Genomic DNA, 20,400 nt, shown 5'->3' on the forward strand with positions numbered 1-20,400 from the left:
CCGAATCCGATCCGTCCTCATCCGACCGTCCTCATCCGAACCGGGACCCGCCTCGAGCACGCCGACCCATCTTGGGACACCGACAAAGGGAGTCACCGTCCATGGCCCATCACCCCTCACTGCGCCGCCGCGCCCACTTCTCCGCCATCGCGCTGGCGACGGTGTTGGCTGCGGCCTTCGCGGCACCGGCGCTGGCCGCCCCCACCCGCCGCGCCGCGCAGGGTCCGATCGACCTGTGTGCGGCCGGCAACCCGATCACGGCCCGCGGTGAGTTCACGCGTTCCGTGACGCTTGCCCCGGGCGCGTACGTGGCGCCGAACTGCGCCCTGCGCGTGAAGGACGTGGCCACACTGACCCTCTCGGCGGGCACGACGATCGAGTTCGGTGACGACACGAACCTCCAGGTGACCGGACGGTTGATCGTCGCCGGCAACAACGCGGGCGACGTCGTGCTGCGCTCCGCCGCGCAGGTGAAGAACCGCGGCGACTGGCAAGGGATCCGCATCCAGAACAAGGGCACGGCCACATTCAAGGGCCTCGAGATCCGGCACACCGGCCAAGGCGGCGCCGCGGCGATCGAGAGCGAGGGCGCGGTCTCGATCGAGAACAGCACGATCGCCGAAGGCGACGGCAGCGGCGTCGTCGCCCGGCGCGGCGGCGGCACGATCCGCAACACCCGGATCACGGGCCAGACCAAGCTCGGCCTCGACGCGCAGGCGCCGAGCGGCGTCGGGCTCAGCGACATGACGCTCGACGGCGTCACGTTCGAAGGGAACCAAGGCGCGGCCGTGCAGGGCGGCGCCGCGATGCAGTGGACGCTTCTCAACAACTCGGCCACCGGCAACGATGTGAACGGCATCGTCGTCCCGGGCGGCAGCGTCGATCGGCCGATGATCCTGCGCGGCGGAGACCTGCCGTACGTGTTCACGGGCAGCGTCGTCCACTCCAAGGATCTGACGATCGAGCCGAACACGATCCTGAAGTTCAGCAGCCCGACGGCCAACCTGCGCGTCCGCAGCGCGGCGCGGCTCGTCGCCGAGGGCAGCGAGGCGCAGCCGATCATCGCGACGACGGACGCCGACGACAGCGCCTGCCTGTTCGCCGGCAACCCGACACCCCGCATCAGCTGCGACACGGACAACGATGCCAAGGAGCCGCGGCCGGGCGCATGGCAGCGGATCGAGGTCGAGGACACGGGCGGCGTCGCATCGATCAAGCACGTCACGCTCCGCTACGGCAGCAGTGAGTCGCTCCTCATCCGCTCGCCGGGTGCGGTGCTGGATCACGTCGCCATCGAGTACTCGAACGGCGTCGCGCTGCGGCTGTTCAACGGAACGAAGACGGCGGCCGGCAACTACATGACGGTCTCGAACAGCCATTTCGCGAACAACCTCGGCTCGGCGGTCGACCTCGACTCGCTGACGGTTCCGATCACGGTCAGCCTGCAGTCGTCGACGTTCGAGGACAACGCGTTCACGGTCCGCATGTCGCCCGACGTCGAGCTGCTGAACGGTGGGAACACGGCCACCGGCGACGGCGTGAAGGGCTACATCGTCAACCAGGGCGAGGCCAAGAAGAGCCACACGTGGCGCGCCGGTGACCTGCCGTTCGTCATCCCGGCGTCGCTCCGGCTCGTCGACTCGGCGGCGACGCTGACGATTCAGCCCGGTGTCGTCCTGAAGATGGGGGCGCTCGGCACGGCGCGGGGCCAGGGCACGCTCGAGATCGAGCGCGGCCGGCTCGTCGTCGGCGGGAGCGATCCGACCAAGAAGGTGCTGATCACCTCGGTCCACGACGACGCCTGCGCCGCGGGCGACACGACGTCCGGCTGCGACACGAACAGCGACGAGGGCGGCTCTGAGCCCCAGAGCGGCGACTGGACGTGGGTCCATGTCGGCCGGCTGGCGCAGGAGTTCCGGATGACGAACGCCGTCGTCAGGTACGGCGGCGGCAGCGGTGCCCGCTTCGGCATGCTCGAGATCGACCACTCGAACAGCATCGTCACGGACAGCGAGTTCGCCTACAGCCTGATCAGCGGCATCGCGATCAACGGGGTCCAGCCGCGGATCGAGCGGAACACGATCCGCGGGAACGCCAAGAGTGCGATCCGCATCGTCGGCGCCGACCGCGAGATCCGGGTGTCCATCAAGGACAACATGATCTACGACAACAACGGCGGCGCGATCGAGATCGACGCGAACGTCGAGGTCGACCTCTCGGGGAACTCGACCCAGATGCCGCCGGGTTACACGCCGAACGGCGCCTTCCGGCAACTGAACGGCATCCTGATCAGCGGCAACGCCCAGTCTTCGACGACGTGGCGCCGCTCGACCGACATGCCGTTCATCATCAACACGCGCGTCGACGTCATGAACCAAGCCGTCCTCACGATCGAGCCGGGCGTCATCCTGAAGTTCACGCCGCTCGGTTCGATCTCGACGAGCCGCGGCACGCTCGTCGCCGTCGGGCGGCCGGATGCCAAGATCGTCTTCACGTCGGTGGCCGACAGCACGGTCGGCGGCGTGTCCGTCGACGGATCGGGCCCGCCGGGCAACCGCGACTGGGGCGGGCTCGAGTTCACACGGCCCGGCACCGTCCGCAGCGGCACGCTGGAGCACGTCGAGCTGCGCCACGCCAGCGGCGGCAACCCGCCGGCGGCGGTGCGCGTGCAGCAGGACAACGTCCGGATCGTCAACGTGACGATCTCCGACGGCGCGAACGCCGGGATCTACATCGACGACGCGGACGGCGTGAGCGTCACCGAGACGACGATCGAGCGGATCGGCGGCGCGGCGGTGCTGGCACGGACGGTCACGAACCTGACGGCCACCGTCAAGAACAACACGATTCGGAACTGCGGCATCGCCGTCTCGGCGGACGCGAACGCCCAGATCGAGATCGGCGACAACACCGTCACCGACAATCGGATCAACGGCATCCTGATCGCCGGCACGGTGAAGACGAAGCGGACGTGGTACGCCGACGACATGATCTACGTCACCGACGAGGTCTCGATCGAATCGGGCGGCAACCTCCAGATCCAGCCGGGCACCGTCGTCAAGTCGTTGACCGACAAGGGGCTGACGCTCCGCATCGGCGCGCTGATGCTCGAGGGCACCGCCGAGCGCCCGATCGTGTTCACGTCGATCCGCGACGACCGCTGCAGCGCGACCGTCCTGACCGGCTGCGACACGGACTCGCTCGACCAGGACGTCGAACCGGGCGACTGGAAGGGCATCCTCGTCGGCGCCGGCACGAACAACAGCGTCGTCCTGTCGCACGTCCTGTTGCTCTACGGCGGCCAGGGACCGGCCGCCTTCGAGAGCAGCGCGAACAGCACGAAGATCGAGAACTCCGAGATCGCGTGGTCGAACAGCAACGGGATCACGTTGAACAACGTCCGCACGATGGTCGTGACCGGCAACTACCTCCACCACAACGGCGGCGCCGGCCTCACGATGACGGGCGCGACGGCCGGGCAGCTCCAGTCGAACGTCTTCACCGACAACGAGCGGCCGGTCATCCTGAGCTCGACGGGCATCATCACCACCAAGGACAACGTCTCCGTCGGCAACGTGGCGGACGGGATGCTCTTCACCGTCGACACCGTATCGAACGCCCAGGTCTGGGCGGCCGACCTGCCGCGCGACATCACGCGCAACGTGTCGCTCGTGACGAACCCGCAGGGCGGCGGCAACCCCGATCTCAAGATCGATCCGGGCCTGCTGCTCCGGTTCGCGCCAAGCGCCGGGATCAAGGCCCGCGCCGGCCGCTTCGAGGTCGGCGGCGCCTACTTCACATCCGATCTCTCGGACCCGCGACTGCGTTCGTGGTCGGGCCTGAGCTTCGAGGGCACGGCGCGCGGCAGCCTGAAGCACAGCGTCGTGGCGCTGGCCGGCGTCGGCTCGATCGGGGCGGTGGACATCAAGAGCGAGGGCCAGGGCACGCCGATCCAGGTGGCGTACAACCAGCTGCTGCGCTCGAACGCATCGGCGATCACCGTCGGCTCCGACGCGGGCAACGTGCCGGCCCCCGTGATCTCCGGCAACCTCATCGCCAGCACGAAGGAGAGCGGGTCCGGCTACGCGATGCGCTTGACGGGCGAAGGGGAGATGACGATCCAGTACAACCGGATCGCCGACTTCCCGAACGGCATCCTGGTGAACCACAAGCTGCCGCGGATCAACTTCAACAACTTCTTCGGTGTGCGCGTCAAGGCGGTCGAGAACGTGACGCAGTCGAACTGCGTCGATGCCCAGAACAATTGGTGGGGCGATGTGACCGGCCCGCTGGACAACAAGTCCGATGGGGCGACGGACCGCTGCAAGCTCACGAACCCCGGCGCCAAGGGCGCGGAGGTCTCGGAGTTCGTCGACTGGGATCCCTACCTCAAGGCCTCGCCGCCGCCGGTGCCGATGCTCGACCTGCCGCGCTGCGGCTATACGAACAAGACGACGGTCGCCGTTGCCGGCCACGCCGGCCCGGGCGCGCAGGTCGTGCTCTACGACACGGACACGAAGCTCGACGTGCCGATCACGGCCGACAGCGCCGGCAACTTCCGCACCGAACTCTCGCTCTCGGCGGGCGTTCACGACCTGTCGGTCGAGACGATCGGCACGGTCGACAATTCGGCCGTCCCGCCGCAAGCGCAGAGCCTGAAGAGCCCGCGGATGGGCTTCCGCGTCGTGCGCGTCGATCCGGTGCCGGACATCGATCCGGCGACGATCGTCTTCCAGTACGGTACGCAGGTCCAGCCGCTGCGCGACGCGACGGGCTGCGCCACGCCGTGCGGCGGCGCGTCGAGCGGCCGCGTCACGCTGCCGCCGTCGACGATGGTCACCGTCCAGGTCGAGGTCCGCGGCAGCCCGACCGCGGTCGAGTTCGTCCAGCCGGGCCGCCCGGCCGTCCCGTTCACGGCGCGCGCGAATGGCTGGCGCACCGACCCGTTCCAGCCGGCGCCCGGCATGTTCACGATCCGGATCAACGGCCAGGGCGGCGCGTTCTGCCAAGGCTTCGTCTACTTCGGCGGCCTTGGCCGGGTCTTCGCCGACACCGGCGCCCCGGGCGATCCGCTGTTCACGATCGACTTCGAGGACCCGACCGTCCTGTCCAACACGCTGCGGATGGGCGCGTTCGTGCGATCGGACGTCAAGCCGTTCGGCGCGGGTCGGTGGAGCGCGGCCACTTCGCCGGGCGTTGACGCGGAGGGCAAGCCGCGGCCGTATGCCCGGAGCGCCGAGTACGTTATGTCGTTCCTGAACCCGATCGACCTCGCGAGCATCCCGTCGCCGGTCCTGACGTTCCAGCATCAGTTCTACCTGGCGACCGGCGATTCGATCACGATCGAAGGCCGGGCGTCGTCGGCCGACCCGTGGGTCACGCTCGGCAAGAGCGTCACCGACCCGGACGGCTGGAAGATCGACAAGGGCTCGAACAACAACTGGACCGGCGTCGCGATCCCGCTCGACACGTTCGCGCGCTCGAGCCGGTTCGAGCTGCGCTTCGCGATGAAGTCGAACGCCGACAACCTGGTGTCCGAAGGCTGGTACCTGGACGACATTTCCGTCCGTCCGGGCGGCAGCAACAACGAGCGCTACGATGTCGGCGAGCCGCTGCTGGCCGGCGCCACGGTCACGCTCCTGCAGCGTGATCCTGAGTCCGGCGAGTTCGTCTCGTGGGATGCCAGCCGCACCGGCCAGAACAACCCGCAGTCCACGGACAGCGACGGCCGCTTCGGCTTCTTCAGCCTGCCGCCGGGTGAGTACCGCGTCCTCGTCGTGCGCAGTGGCGCCAGCGGCGGCCTTGCGCCCTTCCAGAGCGAGGCGTTCATCGTCCTCGACGGCAGCTTCGTCATCGACGTCCCGCTCTCGGGCGGGAAGCTCATCTACCTGCCGCACACGTCCCGCGGGGCGCAGCTGCGGTAGGGCGATTCGGATGATCGGATGAACGTGTGATGTGACGCGACCCAAAACGCCCCTCGGCCGCTTCGGCGACCGAGGGGCGTTTTTGCCGGGTGATGTGATCGAACATCCGTTCTGGTACAATCGTCACCCTCCACCCAGCCGCGTCCACGTCGCCCCCCATCTGCCGACGGTCGACCGGTGTACATCGAACTGCACGCCCATTCGAACTACTCGTTCCTCGATGGCGCGAGCCCGCCGGAGGCGCTAGCGGCGCGCGCGGCGGCGCTCGGGATGCCGGCGTTGGCGCTGACGGACCACCAAGGGCTGTACGGGGCCGTGAAGTTCCGCAATGCGTGCCGTGACGTCGGGATCAAGGCGATCTACGGGGCGGAGATCACGGTGGCGCCTTGGGCAGGCAGCGCACGACGTGGCGACGCGGAGGGCGATGGCGCGGGGTGGGCGTCGAGGGCCAGGCATGCCTCGCCCCTACACGGGGGCGCGAGCGGCGAGGGGCGTTTGCCGGACGACGGCGGGAGCCTGCCGGGCGGCCACCTGACGTTGTTGGTGGAGAACGCGGTCGGGTGGGCGAGCCTTTGCCGGCTGCTGTCGGCGGCGGGGCGGGTCGGCGCCAAGCGGGATCGCCCCGTGACGTGGCCGATGCTGGCGGCGCAGGCCGAGGGCCTCATCTGCCTGACGGGCTGCCGAGACGGCGTCCTTGCCGCTGCGGCGCGGCGCGGCGACAAGGACACGACGCTGCGGGCGGCGCGAGCGCTGTGCGCGGTGTTCGGTGAAGGCGCGCTTTATGTCGAGTTGCAGCGACACCGCGAGGCCGGCGATGTCCGGCGGAACGCGACGCTGCTGGCGTTGGCCGAGCACATCCGGCGGCCGGTCATCTGCACGAACAACGTCCACTACGCCGCACCGGACGGCTTCCGGCTGCAGCACGTCCTCAGCTGCGTGCGCGAGCACGTGGCGCTCGACGGCGCCGGGGCCATGCTGTATGCCTCGGCGCAGCGCTGGCTCAAGGCGCCGGACGAGATGGCAGATCTCTTTCGCGATCGACCCGACGCCGTCGCGAACACCTTGCGCGTCGCCGAGCGCTGCGATTTCACGCCGGACCACACCGCCTTTCGGCTGCCGACGTTCCCGACGCCGGGCGGGGTGGCGGCGCCCGACCATCTGCGCACCTTGTGCGCGGTCGGACTGGCGGCGCGCTACGCGGGGGACGCGGCCGCAGCCGAAGCACAGCTGGCCAAGGAGCTGGCCGTCATCAACCGCAACGGACTGGCCGACTACTTCCTCGTGGTGCACGACATCGTCCGTGAGGCGCGGGCGCGTGGGATCCTTTGCCAGGGCCGCGGCTCGGCAGCCGGCAGCATCACCGCCTACACGCTTGGGATCACGCCCGTCGACCCGCTGGCGCACGGCCTGCTGTTCGAGCGCTTCCTGGCCGATGGCCAGACGAGCACGCCGGACATCGACGTCGACTTCGCCGCCGATCGGCGCGAGGAGGTGATCCAGTACGTCTACGCCAAGTACGGCGCCGAGCGGACGGCGATGGTGGCCAACGTGATCACGTTCGGCGCGCGGTCGGCGGTGGCGGACGTCGGGCGCGCGCTCGGGTTTCCCGCCGAGCTGCTCACGAAGGTACGGCGACACCTGCACACCCGCCAGGCATCCGACGTCGGGATCGACCTGGCGGAGGTCGAGACGTTCCGCGCGCACCTCGACCACCTGCCGTGGCGGCTGCTCGTCGAGACGTGCCGGGCGCTCGACGGCTACCCGCGGCACCTCGGGATCCATGTGGGCGGGATGATCGTCACGGCGTCCCCGCTGGACGCGCTCGTGCCGCTCGAGCCGGCGAGCATGGCGGGGCGGGTGGTGGTGCAGTGGGACAAGGACGATGTCGAGGATGTTGGGTTGATCAAGATCGACGTGTTGGGCTTGCGGACATTGGGGCTGGTGGCGGAGTGTGTGCGGGCCGTCGCCCCCCTCCCCCCTCCCGAACCCCACCGCACCTACGGTGCGGCGGGGACCCCGCCGGACAGGTTGGGGGAGGAGAAGGATCAGGGATGGGGCGGCGAGAACCTTGCCGCCTTCCTGGACGCCATCCCCGACGACGATCCGGCCACGTGGGAGATGCTGCGCTCAGCGGATGCGATCGGGTGCTTCCAGGTCGAGAGCCGGGCACAGCTCGCGCTGCTGCCGCGGCTCCGGCCGGAGCGGATCGAGGACCTGATCATCGAGGTGGCGCTGATCCGGCCGGGGCCAGTGCAGGGCGGGATGTCGAAGGCGTATTTGCGGCGGCGGGACGGGAGCGAGGACGTGAGCTACTGGCACCCGTCGCTGGAGGGGGTGCTGAAGGAGACGCTCGGGATCCTGGTCTTCCAGGAGCAGGTGCTGCAGGTGGCGATGGTCGTCGCCGGCTTCAGCGGCGCCGAGGCGGACGGACTGCGGCGGTCGATGAGCCGCAAGCGCTCGCGGCAGGCGATGGAGCGCTGGCGCGCCCAGTTCGTGGCGGGCGCCGAGGGGCGCGGTATCGCGGCGCAGGTGGCGGACACGATCTTCGACCACCTGCTCGGCTTCGCCAGCTACGGCTTCTGCAAGAGCCACGCGGCGGCCTTCGCCCGCCTCACGTGGGTGACGGCGTGGCTGAAGTGCCACCATCCCCTGGAGTACGCCTGCTCGCTGCTGAACGCCCAGCCGATGGGGTTCTACACCGTCGAGGCGGTGATCGAGGATGCCAAGCGGCACGGGATGGCGGTGTGGGCGTTGGATGTGAATCGGTCGGGGGTGCGATGGGCGGTCGAAGGTTCCCCTCCCCCAGAATCGCGGGAGGGGTCGGCGAGCGCAGCGAACCGGGGGAGGGGGCCTGCTGCGCCCCATGATGCCGCCGGCCTGCGCGTCCCGCTCGCCCGCCTCCGCGGCATGCCCGACGCCGTCGCGCACCGGATCGTGCAGGCGCGCGACGACGGCGGGCCGTTCGCCAGCCTGTGGGACTTCGTGCAGCGGGTCCGGCCGCCGCGCGACGTGACGGAGCGGCTCGTGCAGGCCGGGGCGTGTGACGGCTGGGGCGTCGAGCGGCGAGAGTTGCTCTGGGCGCTGGGCGACATGCGCTGGGACCCGGCGGAGCTGGCGATCGAGCCCAACGTGCGCCACATCGGGCTGCCGCAGACGACGCACATGGAGGCGGTGATCGCCGACTACAAGCTGCTCGGGTTGGCGCAGGGCGCGCACATCCTCTCCGTCCTCCGCCCCGCCCTCGCCGACGCCGGCTGCGTGCCGTGCAGCGCGCTGGCCGACGGTATCCACGGCGCGCCGATCAGGATCGGCGGGCGGCTGGAAGTCCTCCAGCGGCCGCAGACGGCCAAGGGCATCGTCTTCGTGACGATCGAGGACGAGACCGGGTTCGCGAACCTGGTGTTGTACACGGACGTGTTCGAGGCGCACCGGCACGTGTTCCGGCGCTCGCCGGTGGTCCTCGCGTCGGGGCGGGTGCAGCAGGATGGGGGGGTGGCGCATCTGATCGTCGAGCGGGTGGAGGCGGTGGTGTGGGGGGAAGACGGCGCGCCTGCATGATGGGCGCCCGCCGATCGTGGACGATGCGCGGTCCCGCGGGGTCATCGTTTGGGCGACGGACGTGTGAATGCCGGCACCGGTGACCCTTTGCCGCCGTCCGGGGTTGATATCTCCATCGCGGGCGACTACCGTACCGCCTGCGACAACGGCTCGCGACGCGAGCGATCACCGGAGGACCGTGATGGCCACGATTCAACTCGAGATCAACGGCCGAGCGCACACTGTCGACGTGCCGCCCGACATGCCGCTGCTGTGGGTGCTGCGGGACGTGCTCAACCTCACCGGCACGAAGTACGGCTGCGGCGTCGGCGTGTGCGGCTCGTGCGTCGTGCACGTGAACGGCCACAAGGAGCAGTCCTGCCACTTCAGCGCCGAGCGCGCCGACGGGACGAAGATCACGACGATCGAGGGTCTCTCGCCGGACGGGACACACCCGCTGCAGGAAGCGTGGCAGGCGCTCGACGTCCCACAGTGCGGGTACTGCCAGCCCGGCCAGATCATGCAGGCCGCCGCACTGCTCAGCCGCAAGCCCAGCCCAACGGATGCCGACATCGACGGCGCGATGGTCGACAACATCTGCCGCTGCGGGACCTATCAGCGCATCCGGGCCGCCATCCACCACGCCGCCGACGCCGGCGGCCACCGCCACGGCGTCGACGTCCCGATGGCGCTCGCCTCCGGGGCGCTCGCGGGCGCCGTCCTCACCGGCCGCACGCACGGCGACGGGGCGTTGGCCGATCGCGACGCGCCGGGTGGCATCGCTCCTTCGGACAATGTCGTCGTCGACCACTCCGCGTCGCCGTGCGCCGGCGACGGACCGTGTGACGGTACGTGCGACGGCCACTCGAACGATCGCCCGACGGACATGACGCGCCGCGCCGTGATCAAGACCGGCGTCGCGTTCCAGCTCGCGATCGTCATGGGCGGCCTCGATCTGCGGCCCTCGTTCAAGAACGTCTCGCGGCGCAGGGCCGCCTCCGCCGCTGCCTTGGCCGACGACACCCCGCTGCCGCTCTCGGCCTGGATCCAGGTGGCGCCCGACGATCACGTGACGATCACGGTCAGCCGGAGCGAGATGGGCCAGGGCGTCCGGACCTCGATGGCGATGATCGTCGCCGAGGAACTCGACGCCGACTGGGGGCGGGTCCAGATCGCCCAGGGCCAGGCCGACGCGGCCAAGTACGGCAGCCAGCTGACGGTCGGCAGCATGAGCACGCGCACGATGTGGGACACGCTGCGCAAGGCCGGCGCGACGGCGCGCGCGATGCTCGTGAACGCCGCCGCCGAGTCGTGGGGCGTGACCGCGGCCGACTGCCGGACCGAGGCCGGCGCCGTCCTCCACCCGGCCTCCGGACGCCGCATGACGTACGGTTCGCTGGCCGCGTTGGCCGCCGCGCAGCCCGTGCCCCCTCCCGCCACGGTGGCGCTCAAGGATCCCAGCCAGTTCCGCATCGTCGGAACGCCGATGCTGCGCGTCGACAACGCGGCCGTGGTGGATGGCACGGCGATCTACGGCATGGACGTCCGCCGACCGGGCATGCTCCACGCCGTCGTGGCGCGCCCACCCGTGTTCGGCGGCACTTTCAGCGCCGTCGACGACACGGCGGCCCGCGCCGTGCCCGGCGTGAAGCACGTCGTGACGATCCCGAGCGGCGTCGCAATCGTGGCCGACACGACGTGGGCGGCGCTCCAAGGCCGGGACGCGCTGAAGCTCACGCTCGACGCCGGCCCGAATGCCCAGCTCGATGACGACGGCGTGCGCACCGCGCTCGCCGCGGCGCTCAAACCGCTGGCCGACCTGCCCACGGACGCCGCCCAGCAACTCGAGGCCCGTTTCGACCTGCCGTACCTCGCCCACGCCACGATGGAACCGATGAACTGCGTGGCCGAGGTCGCGGCAGGCCGCTGCGAGCTTTGGGCGCCGACGCAGGACCCGGGCGGTCTCCAGAAGGCCGTCGCCGAGGCGCTCGGTCAGGCAACGAGCACGGTGACGGTCAACGTCACGCTCATGGGGGGCGGGTTCGGGCGCCGCGCCGCATCGGACTTCGGCATCGAGGCGGCGCTCGTGGCCAAGGCGGTCGGCGCGCCCGTCCTGCTCACGTGGACGCGCGCCGACGACATGCAGCACGACCTCTATCGCCCGGCCAGCATGCACCAGCTTCGGGCGGCCATCGACGATCGCGGTGAGATCAAGGCTTGGCAGCATTCCGCCGTGTTGGCGATCAACGGCGGCGGCAACACGAGCCCGCAACAGGTGCGGCCGTTGTACACCGTGCCGACGCCTGACATCCAATTGGCCGCGGCCCGACTGGCCGTTCCGTCCGGCTTCTGGCGCGCGGTCGGCCTGACGCAGCTCGTGTTCAGCAACGAGTGCTTCCTGGATGAGGTGGCATTCGCCACCGACCAGGACCCCGTGGCGCTGCGGCGCGCGCTGCTGGACCACGACCGGCTGGCGGGCGTGCTCGAGCGGGCGGTGGCCGAGTCCGGCTGGGGCCAGCCGCTGCCGGCCGGCGAGGGCCGCGGCATCGCGCTCGTGGATGACTTCGGTGCGTTCGCAGCTGTGGTCGCGCACGTGCACGTGACCCACGATGGCGTCGTCAGCGTGCGGCGCGTGACGGCGGCGGTCGACTGCGGCCGGGTCGTCAACCCGTTGAGCGCCGAGGCCCAGGTGCAGGGTGGCGTGATCGACGGCCTATCCACGGCGCTGATGGCCACGATCACCCTTTCCGGCGGACAGGTACAGCAGGCGCACTACAACGACTACAAGTGGATGCGGATGCCGGACGTGCCGGTCATCGACGTCCACATGATCGACAGCCAGGAGGCGCCGACCGGCCTCGGCGAGGTCGGCGTCCCGGCGGCGGCACCGGCCGTGGCCAACGCGGTCTTCGCCGCCACGGGACGGCGCGTGAGACATCTGCCGATCCGCGCAGCCGACCTGGCCGGCTGGACGCCGCCCGCGACGCCGGAGCCCCACCCGACGGCCGTTCCGACGGCGGCGCCCACCATCGGAGTGGATGAACACCGGATCTACTTGCCGCAGCTGAAGAACCGCTGATCGCTGCCGCGCCTTCGAGGTCCCGCCCCATGCGACCAAGGCCCTTCCGCTTCCGGACCCCGCTCGCACTGTCGTCCGTCGCCGGCGCGCTGGCATACGCGCTGGTAACCGCCATCCAGCCAAGTGCCGGCGCCGCCCAGGCCCGGCTCATGGCCTGGAACGATCTCGGCATGCACGAGATCGAGGCCAACTACGCCGTCTATGGCGTCGAGCCGCTCGGCAACAACCTGCGCGCACAACTCGTCGACGCGAACGGCAAGCGCGTCAGGCCCGAGGCCGGCGCCGTCCACCTGACGTATCAGGCGGTGGCCGATCCGTCCGGCTCGACGAATGCGACGTCCATCGGCAAGTCCGACTTCTGGGCGACCGCCAAGGCGCTGTTCGGCCGGGATCCGGCCCCGGACCGCGGCCTCGGCGGCCAAGCGATGCCCGGCGCCGCGAATGCCCCGCAGCCTATGGCGATCGATGCGGCGCACGGCGGCTGGTCGGCCACCGGCATTCCGATCACGCCCCGCGACGACGCTGGGCGGCCCAACGCCTACCCCATGATGCGCGTCACGGCGCGCGATGCCGGCAACACCGTGTTGGCCACCGCCGACGTCGTGCTGCCCGTGTCGGACGAGACGAGCTGCAAGAGCTGCCACGGATCGAACACCGTCGGCGCGGCGCGGCCCGAGGACGGCTGGGTGAACGATCCGGACCCGGAGCGCGATTACCGCCTCAACGTCCTGCGCCGCCACGACGACCGCCATCGGGGCGACGCCGTGTACGTGGCCGGCCTTGCCGCCAACGGCTACCTGCCCAACGGGCTGTACGACACCGTGGTGACGGCCGGCCGCCCGATCCTGTGCACGGCCTGCCATGCCGGCGGCACGACCTCGGCGCCCGGGCGGACCGACACCACGGCGCTGACGCGGGCGATGCACCACCGCCACGCGACCGTCATCGACCCGGCGACGAGTCGGTCGCTGAACGTCGCCACCGACCGGGCGGCGTGCTACACCTGCCACGCCGGCGTGGCGACACAGCATTTGCGCGGCGCGATGGGCCATGCGGTTGCCGCAGACGGACAGCCGGCGATGCAGTGCCAAAGCTGTCACGGGAACATGCAGGTCCTCGGCAGTCGGGACCGCAAGGGTTGGCAGGACGTGCCGAACTGTCAGAGCTGCCACACCGGACATGCGCTCAAGAACGCGGGCGAGCTGCGCTACACGACGGCCTTCGACGCGAGCGGCAAGGTGCGATCGGCAGCCGATCCGATCTTCGCCACGAACGTCGACAAGCCGTCGGCGGGTCTATCGCTCTACCGCGAGTCCACCGGCCACGGCGGCCTGGCGTGCGCGGCGTGCCACGGCAGCCCCCACGCCGAGTACCCCAGCCGCAGTGGCAACGACAACGTGCAGCCCGTTCAGATCCAGGGACATGGCGGCTCGATTGGCGACTGCACGGCCTGCCACAGCGGCACGCTGAACACCGTGACCGGCGGGCCGCACAACATGCACCCGGTGAGCCAGGAGTGGGCGCGACGGCATGCCGAGCCGGCCAGGCAGAACCTGGCCGCGTGCCAGTCGTGCCACGGCGCCGACGACCGCGGCACGGTGCTGTCGCGCACGTGGGGCGACCGTCGTTTCACGGCCGAGGGGCAAACGATCAACGCCTGGCAGGGCTACCAGATGGGCTGCTACAACTGTCACAACGGTCCGCGGACCGAGCGACTCAGCGGCAACCGCCCGGCGACGGTGCGCGATTCGGCGCTGTCCACCGGCGTCGGCAAACCCGTCAGCATCGACCTCGATGCCTCCGACGCCGACAACGACGCGCTCACGCTGCGGATCGTCCGCCAGGGCGAGCACGGACGGGTGGCGCTGGCGGACCGCCACGCGACCTACCAGCCTGATCCGGGGTTCCAGGGTGTCGACACGTTCACGTTTGCGGCATGGGACAATCAGACCGACTCCAACCTCGGGACGGTGCGGGTGACCGTCGGCAGTGGGATCCCGTCGCCGACGACAGCAGGGCCGTCCCCGACGTCGTCCGCCACGGCCGCTGCGACCCGTGTGGCCACGGCCACGCCGACACGGCCGGGCGAGGGAACGTCGGTGGCGGTGCAGCCGCAGCTGTACTTGCCGTGGGGTGTGAGGTTGGCCAGGTAATCGAGGTGGGCGCCGGACGCCTATCCCGGTAACCAGACCTCGACCCGGGTCCCGGTGCCGCGCTCGCTGTCGATCGCGATGCGCCCGCCCTGCGCCTCGACAAGCGCCTTGGCCACGGCCAACCCCAGCCCGGCTCCGCCGTCCGCGCCGCCCGTACTGCGCTGGCCCGCCCGAAAGAAGCGATCGAACACATTCGGCAGGTCCTCTGGCGCGATGCCTTCGCCCGTGTCGGCGACGACGACCGTGGTGCCGGCCGCCGTGTGGCCCGATGCCCGATCCGAGGTTCGGCCCTCCTGGGCACCATGCGCGCGGCCTGCTTCGGCGCGGGCCTCCAAGCGGATACCGCCTCTGGGCGGCGTGTGCCTGAGGGAATTGTCCAACAGGGCGAGCAGCACCTGCCGGAGCCGAATGCGATCGGCCAGGACAACGACGGGTACGCCCGCAGGACCCTCGTCGACGATGGCCGAGAAGGAAACGCCCTTGGACTCGGCCACCCGGCCGAACTGCCGCGCCAGATCGGAGAAGAGTCCGTCGAGGGCAACGGGTTCCCGGCTGAGGGCGAGCTGACCACTGTCGATGCGGGACAACAGGAGCAGGTCGCTCACCAGCCGGCTCGTATGGTCGCACTCCACCAGGATGTCATCGATCAGCGGCCGATGATCGCCGGCAGGCGGGAGGCTGCGCCGGAGCACCTCGGCGCTGGCGCGGATGAGCGTGAGGGGCGTTCGCAGCTCGTGGCTGGCGTTGGCGACGAACGCCTGCTGTTGCCGCCAGGCCCGCTCGGCCGGTTGAAGCGAACGACCCGCCAGCCACCACCCGCCTGCGCCGAGCAGGACCGCACTGAGGCTGCCGAGGCCAAGCAGCACGACCAAGAGCCGGCGCAGGACCCGCTCCTGGTCGTCCAAGGGGCGGCCGAGCTGCAGGAAAGCCGTGCCGGCGCTGTCGCCGGACGCCAGGTGAAACGTCATGAGCCGCACGCCGGTGCCGTCCGAAGTGCGGACCGTCCGCCAGTCGCTCCCGTGTGCCAGCGCACCCGTTACCGCGTCGGTGCTCGCCGGCGACGGAAGTGCGGGGTGGCCCTGGCTGGCGCCCAGGACGTCGAGCGGTTGGCCGTCCGAGGCAAGGTGGCGGGAGAAGACGACCGCCAGCTCGCTGTCATATGACTCCTCCAGTGCCTCGTCGTGCGGCGGCTCGGCTCCCTCTGTCCCATTGCCCGACCCATCGTCGCTGCCAAAACGGTCGTGCTCGTCGTCTTCCGCCGAATCTTCTCCACCGCTTCGCTCATCGTTGTCGCGCCGCTCATCGTCGCCGTGCCGATCATCCTCCGCCTCGTTCCTGTCGTCGCTGTCGTTCGAACCATCCTCGTCGTCCTCCGTCTCGAGCGGCCTCGCCGTCGGCAACGGCGGCGCAACCCGCCCGCGGCTGGCATACCAGGCCAGGTCGGCCGCGGCCAGCTCGGGCGGCGGGGTGGCGCCGAGGAGGCGCAACTCCTCCACCAGGCGATGCTGCAGGGCCAAGTCCGTGCTCGTCTGGTAGTAACCGCGCAGCAGGCCATAGCTGCCGGCGCCAACGAGCAGCAGGAACGCCAGCCCGATGCCGAGGTAGAGAAGCGTGAGTCTGAGGCGCAGCCCTCCAAGGTTCCCTATCAAGACCGGCGCGATGACTGGATCCGCCTCTGCAGCGATCCTTGGCCGTGTCGTTCTGATCGGCGTTCTAAGCACGGTCCGCTGCCAGTCGATAGCCGACGCCGCGCACGGTTTCGATCGGGTCGGTCTCGTGGCTGGTGCTCAACTTCCGGCGCAGGTACGAGACGTAGACGTCCACTTGCGTAGCGAGTACACCACTGTCGTACGACCACACATAGTCCAGGATCTGCTGGCGGGTGAGCGCCCGGCCGGGATGGCGCATGAGGAACTCGAGGAGCGCCCACTCGGTGGTCGTCAGCTGCAACGCCCGCTCGCCCCGGCGGGCCGTGTGGGCACGCAGGTCAAGGACGAGGTCGCCAAGCCGCAGCTCGGACCCGTCCGCCGCTGCGATTTGAAACCGCCGCCCCAGCGCGCGGACGCGTGCCAAAAGCTCATCGAATGCAAACGGCTTGATCAGGTAGTCGTCCGCGCCGCTGTCGAGTCCGGCGACGCGATCCTCGACCTCGCCCCGTGCGGTGAGGAGGAGGAGCGCCGTCGACAGCCGTGCCGCCCGAACGGCGCGGCAGATGGACGGCCCGTCGCGCACCGGCAGCATCCAGTCCACCACGGCGACGTCGTAGACGCCCCGCAGCGCGAGTTCGAGCCCGGTGCCGCCGTCATGGGCCGTATCGACGGTGAACCCCTCTTCTTCGAGCACCCGCGCGACGAGCCGCGTCAGCCGCTCGTCGTCCTCGATCAGCAAGACCCTCATGGACCCGCCAGCCTTCCGGTTTCCATCCGTCCACACCGTACGTTACCGCCATTGGAATCGGATTGGGAAAGCGGGGCGCCGGGGCAAGCGGTTTCCAACGTTGGCGCGTCATGCTGGGTCACGGTGTCGATCGACACACGCTTCCGCTCATCGAAGGGAGACTTCATATGACGCACTTGAACCCCATCCAGCGCAACGCCCTCGTTTTGGCCGGCGCGCTCAGCGCCTTCACGTTGGTGCTGATCGGCGCCGTCGCCAGCCGGGTCATGCAGGATTCGGCGTTGGACGCGGCGGCGCCGACCGTCGCCGCGCCGACCTCCGCTCCCGCGACCGCCGGGCCGGATCCGGCCGTCCAGGCGCTCATCGACGCACGTGAGGCCGGGTACAAGTCGATGATCCAGCAGGCGAACGACCGACTGTCGCAGGCCAACTCCAGGCTCAAGATGGCCTACGCCGTCGCGGCACCGGTTGATCTGCCGTCAGCGGCGCGGCAACCGGCCTACCTTGCCGCGGACCGCGCGGCGCAGCTCGCCTTGGCCGTCGCACCCGGCGCATCGGTCGTACGGACGCCGGAACTGGTGAACTTCCAGGGCGCCGCCGCCTATGAAGTGACGCTGGATGCCGGCACGGTCTACGTGGATGCCGTGAGCGGGCAGGTGCTGTACAGCGGCGTGGCGGCCATGGTCGCGTCATCCGGCGGCGGGGGTGGCGGCGGTCGGAATGGCGGCGCCAGCGACAGCGGCGAGCGCGAAGTGCGCGACGGCGGGGACGACGAGGGCGACGACGACGGGGAGCACGAGGCGCGCGAGGCGCGCGAGCACGACGATGAGGATCGCGATCACGGAGACGACGACCGCGACGACGACGATGATTGAGCCCGCGCGCCCGCCGTCCGCGACAGCCCAACGCCCGCCCCGACGGACGGGGGGGCGAGCGCAAGGTGTCCGCGGCGTGAAGTTGCTGATCTCGTCCCTGGCGTTGGTCACGACGCTGGCCGGCTGGGCGCGGCTGGCGAACGGCAAGTACGCACCGGCGGGAGGAGCGGCCGGGGGAGCGGCAGGGCTGGCGACACCGTGGGCAATCGTCGCGTCGACGAACGACGCACGTGCGATCCCCTACCGGGTGGAGGCGCTGCCAACGCTGGTGCCGCTGATCGAACCGCCACGCGAGGATACGCGCCGCGCCGTCGATCCGGCCGCCGCTGCACCGGTATCGGCAAGCGATGCCCCGTTGCTGACGTCGCTTCGCCACGTCAGCGCGCCGCCGCCACCGCCGGCCCCGTCGCCGCAGGAGCAGGCGCAGGACAGACGGCGGGAACCGGTCGCGGTGACGCGTTCGTCGCGGTGACGTGCGGCTGGCCGCATGCTCGAGTTATGTCGAGTAAAGATGCGTGGGTCTGGGCGGCCTCGATGTAGACGCAGTCGGGACGTGTAGGACCGGCACGCGCCGGGGGTGTGCCGAAGGGTTGCCGAAGGTGTCCCGATGGAGGTGAGCGATGGGTACCACAACCGATGGCGAGGCTCGGACGATCGAAGGCGACGTCGAGTTCCGGCACATCGACTTCCGCGCGATGGGCTCCGGGATGCGCGCGGTCTTGGCCGGCAGGGCGCACCTGCAGTCGCACGCCGACGACGCGCGGCGCGGCGGGCCGGGTGCCGACGACGATGCCTTGGCGCATGTAGCTGATTGGTTCGCCGAATGGGAGTCGCACCTGAGCCGGTTCCGTGGCGACAGCGAGCTCGCTCGGCTGAACGCCGCTGCAGGCCGCCGTACGGCCGTCAGCGAGGTCCTGTGGGGCGTGCTGCAGGCGGCGCTCGGTGCCGCACGCGCGACGAACGGGCTGGTCACGCCGACACTGCTCGATGCCGTCGAGCGGGCCGGCTATGACCGCAGCTTCGAGCGGCTGGGCAACGGGTCGACAGTTGCGGGGCGGGCATCGGACGGGCCGGCGCCGGACGGGATCATCGCGGTCGAGCGCATCGGAGGACGCGCTCGGCCGGCGTCGACCGTGCGGGCGGACGGGCAGGCGGGCTGGCGCGCGATTCGCACCGTCGATGCCGACCGCACGGTCACGCTGCCGGCCGGCGTGCGCCTCGACCTCGGCGGCATCGCCAAGGGGTGGGCCGCGGACGAGGCTGCGCGGCGGCTGGCCGTCCACGGACCGGCGCTGGTGGATGCGGGCGGCGACATCGCGGTGAGCGGCCCGTTGCCCGACGGCGGTCGGTGGCCGATCGCCGTTGGCGATCCGCGCGCGCCGGATGCGCACCTGACCGTGCTGTGGCTGGCGGGGGGCGGCGTCGCCACGTCCGGCACGGACATCAAGCGTTGGCAGCGGAACGGGGATTGGCAGCACCACATCATCGATCCGCGCACCGGCGCGCCGGCGGTGACGGACGTGCTCAGCGCGACGGTCGTCGCAAGATCGACCCGCGTGGCCGAGACGGCGGCCAAGGCCGTGCTGCTCTTGGGTAGGCGCGCCGGGATGGCCTGGATCGAGCGGCAGCCAGCGCTCGCCGGGATCTTGGTCGGGAGCGACGGAGAGGTTCATGCCAGCCGCCGGTTGGCATGCCATTTGGGAGGCTGAACGATGTCGGGATCGCACGTTGCGCCCGTGAGCGATGGGTTCGAGGGCTTTCCGCCGGCCATGGCCGCGCGGAACGTCGCCCTGCTCCTGTTGGCGAGCCTGGGCGGGGTGGCCGCCGCCGTATTCGTGCTGCCGTACTGGCTGCCGGGCTTGAGCGCCTCGTTGGTCGGGGCCGAGGCACACGGCTACTGGTTCCTCTCCCGCGCCAGCGCCTGGGTGGCGTTCGGGCTGCTCTGGATGAGCTTGGTGTTCGGACTGCTGATCACGAATCGCCTGGCGCGCCTCTGGCCCGGCGGACCGACGGCGTTCGACCTTCATCAGTACGTCAGCCTCTTGGCGCTCGCTTTCGCGTTGTTCCACGCGCTCATTCTGCGGGGCGATCCGTACATCGGGTACTCGCTCGTCTCGCTCCTCATCCCCTTCGCCAGCCGCGGCTACCGGCCGCTCAGCGTCGGCCTTGGCCAGCTCGGCTTCTACGCGTTGGCGATCGTGGCGCTGAGCTTCTACGTTCGTCGCCGGATCGGCCACCGAGTGTGGCGAATCGTCCACTTCTTGAGCTTCGGCGTCTTCGTGCTGGTCGTCGGCCACGGGTTGTGGAGCGGCACGGACAGCGGCGCTATCTGGGCGCGCGCGGCGTACTGGGGGAGCGGAGGGAGCGTGCTGTTCTTGACGCTGTTTCGGGTCTTGGTGAGCGGGCGGAATGCGCCCGCCCCTGTGCGGCGTTGA

10 protein-coding genes and 1 pseudogene are annotated in these 20,400 nt (G+C 70.4%); 9 read left to right on the forward strand and 2 right to left on the reverse strand.

The features are described 5' to 3' along the window. Nucleotides 1–101: 101 nt before the first annotated feature. From IPG72_07740 to IPG72_07760, 5 genes and pseudogenes are all read left to right on the forward strand, one after another. Nucleotides 102–5,924: a right-handed parallel beta-helix repeat-containing protein gene (locus IPG72_07740; protein MBK6768886.1), complete on the forward strand. Its 5,823-nt coding sequence runs from the start codon at nt 102–104 to the stop codon at nt 5,922–5,924. 177 nt (nt 5,925–6,101) lie between these two features. After that, nucleotides 6,102–9,482, forward strand: coding sequence for an error-prone DNA polymerase (locus IPG72_07745; GenBank protein MBK6768887.1), 3,381 nt, complete (start codon nt 6,102–6,104; stop codon nt 9,480–9,482). Nucleotides 9,483–9,663: 181 nt separating this feature from the next. Then, nucleotides 9,664–10,113 (forward strand): annotated as a pseudogene (locus tag IPG72_07750) ((2Fe-2S)-binding protein). 234 nt (nt 10,114–10,347) lie between these two features. Continuing rightward, nucleotides 10,348–12,540: a xanthine dehydrogenase family protein molybdopterin-binding subunit gene (locus IPG72_07755; GenBank protein ID MBK6768888.1), complete on the forward strand. Its 2,193-nt coding sequence runs from the start codon at nt 10,348–10,350 to the stop codon at nt 12,538–12,540. A 29-nt stretch (nt 12,541–12,569) separates the two neighbouring features. Next, nucleotides 12,570–14,693 carry a hypothetical protein gene (locus tag IPG72_07760; protein ID MBK6768889.1) on the forward strand — a complete coding sequence of 708 codons (2,124 nt, stop codon included), beginning with the start codon at nt 12,570–12,572 and terminating at the stop codon, nt 14,691–14,693. Between the two features lie 20 nt (nt 14,694–14,713). On the opposite strand, the gene IPG72_07765 is transcribed toward IPG72_07760, so the two are convergent. Both IPG72_07765 and IPG72_07770 read right to left on the reverse strand, forming a co-directional pair. After that, the gene (locus tag IPG72_07765; protein ID MBK6768890.1) at nt 14,714–16,342 is read right to left on the reverse strand and encodes a histidine kinase; all 1,629 of its coding nucleotides are present in this window, start codon (nt 16,340–16,342) and stop codon (nt 14,714–14,716) included. A gap of 64 nt (nt 16,343–16,406) precedes the next feature. Next, a complete protein-coding gene (locus IPG72_07770) occupies nt 16,407–17,090 on the reverse strand; it encodes a response regulator transcription factor (protein MBK6768891.1) in 684 nt (227 codons plus the stop codon). Between the two features lie 167 nt (nt 17,091–17,257). Here IPG72_07770 and IPG72_07775 point away from each other — a divergent pair, with 167 nt between their 5' ends. The 4 genes from IPG72_07775 to IPG72_07790 all read left to right on the forward strand — a co-directional run bounded on the left by IPG72_07775 (nt 17,258) and on the right by IPG72_07790 (nt 20,400). Beyond that, a complete protein-coding gene (locus IPG72_07775; protein ID MBK6768892.1) occupies nt 17,258–17,965 on the forward strand; it encodes a PepSY domain-containing protein in 708 nt (235 codons plus the stop codon). Between the two features lie 76 nt (nt 17,966–18,041). Next, entirely contained in the window at nt 18,042–18,437 is a 396-nt protein-coding gene (locus tag IPG72_07780; protein ID MBK6768893.1) for a hypothetical protein, read from the forward strand. 148 nt (nt 18,438–18,585) lie between these two features. Then, a complete protein-coding gene (locus IPG72_07785) occupies nt 18,586–19,674 on the forward strand; it encodes an FAD:protein FMN transferase (protein ID MBK6768894.1) in 1,089 nt (362 codons plus the stop codon). Nucleotides 19,675–19,677: 3 nt separating this feature from the next. Further along, the gene (locus tag IPG72_07790) at nt 19,678–20,400 is read left to right on the forward strand and encodes a ferric reductase-like transmembrane domain-containing protein (protein ID MBK6768895.1); all 723 of its coding nucleotides are present in this window, start codon (nt 19,678–19,680) and stop codon (nt 20,398–20,400) included.

Source organism: Candidatus Avedoeria danica (assembly GCA_016703025.1).
GTDB classification, from domain to species: Bacteria; Chloroflexota; Anaerolineae; order Epilineales; family Epilineaceae; genus Avedoeria; species Avedoeria danica.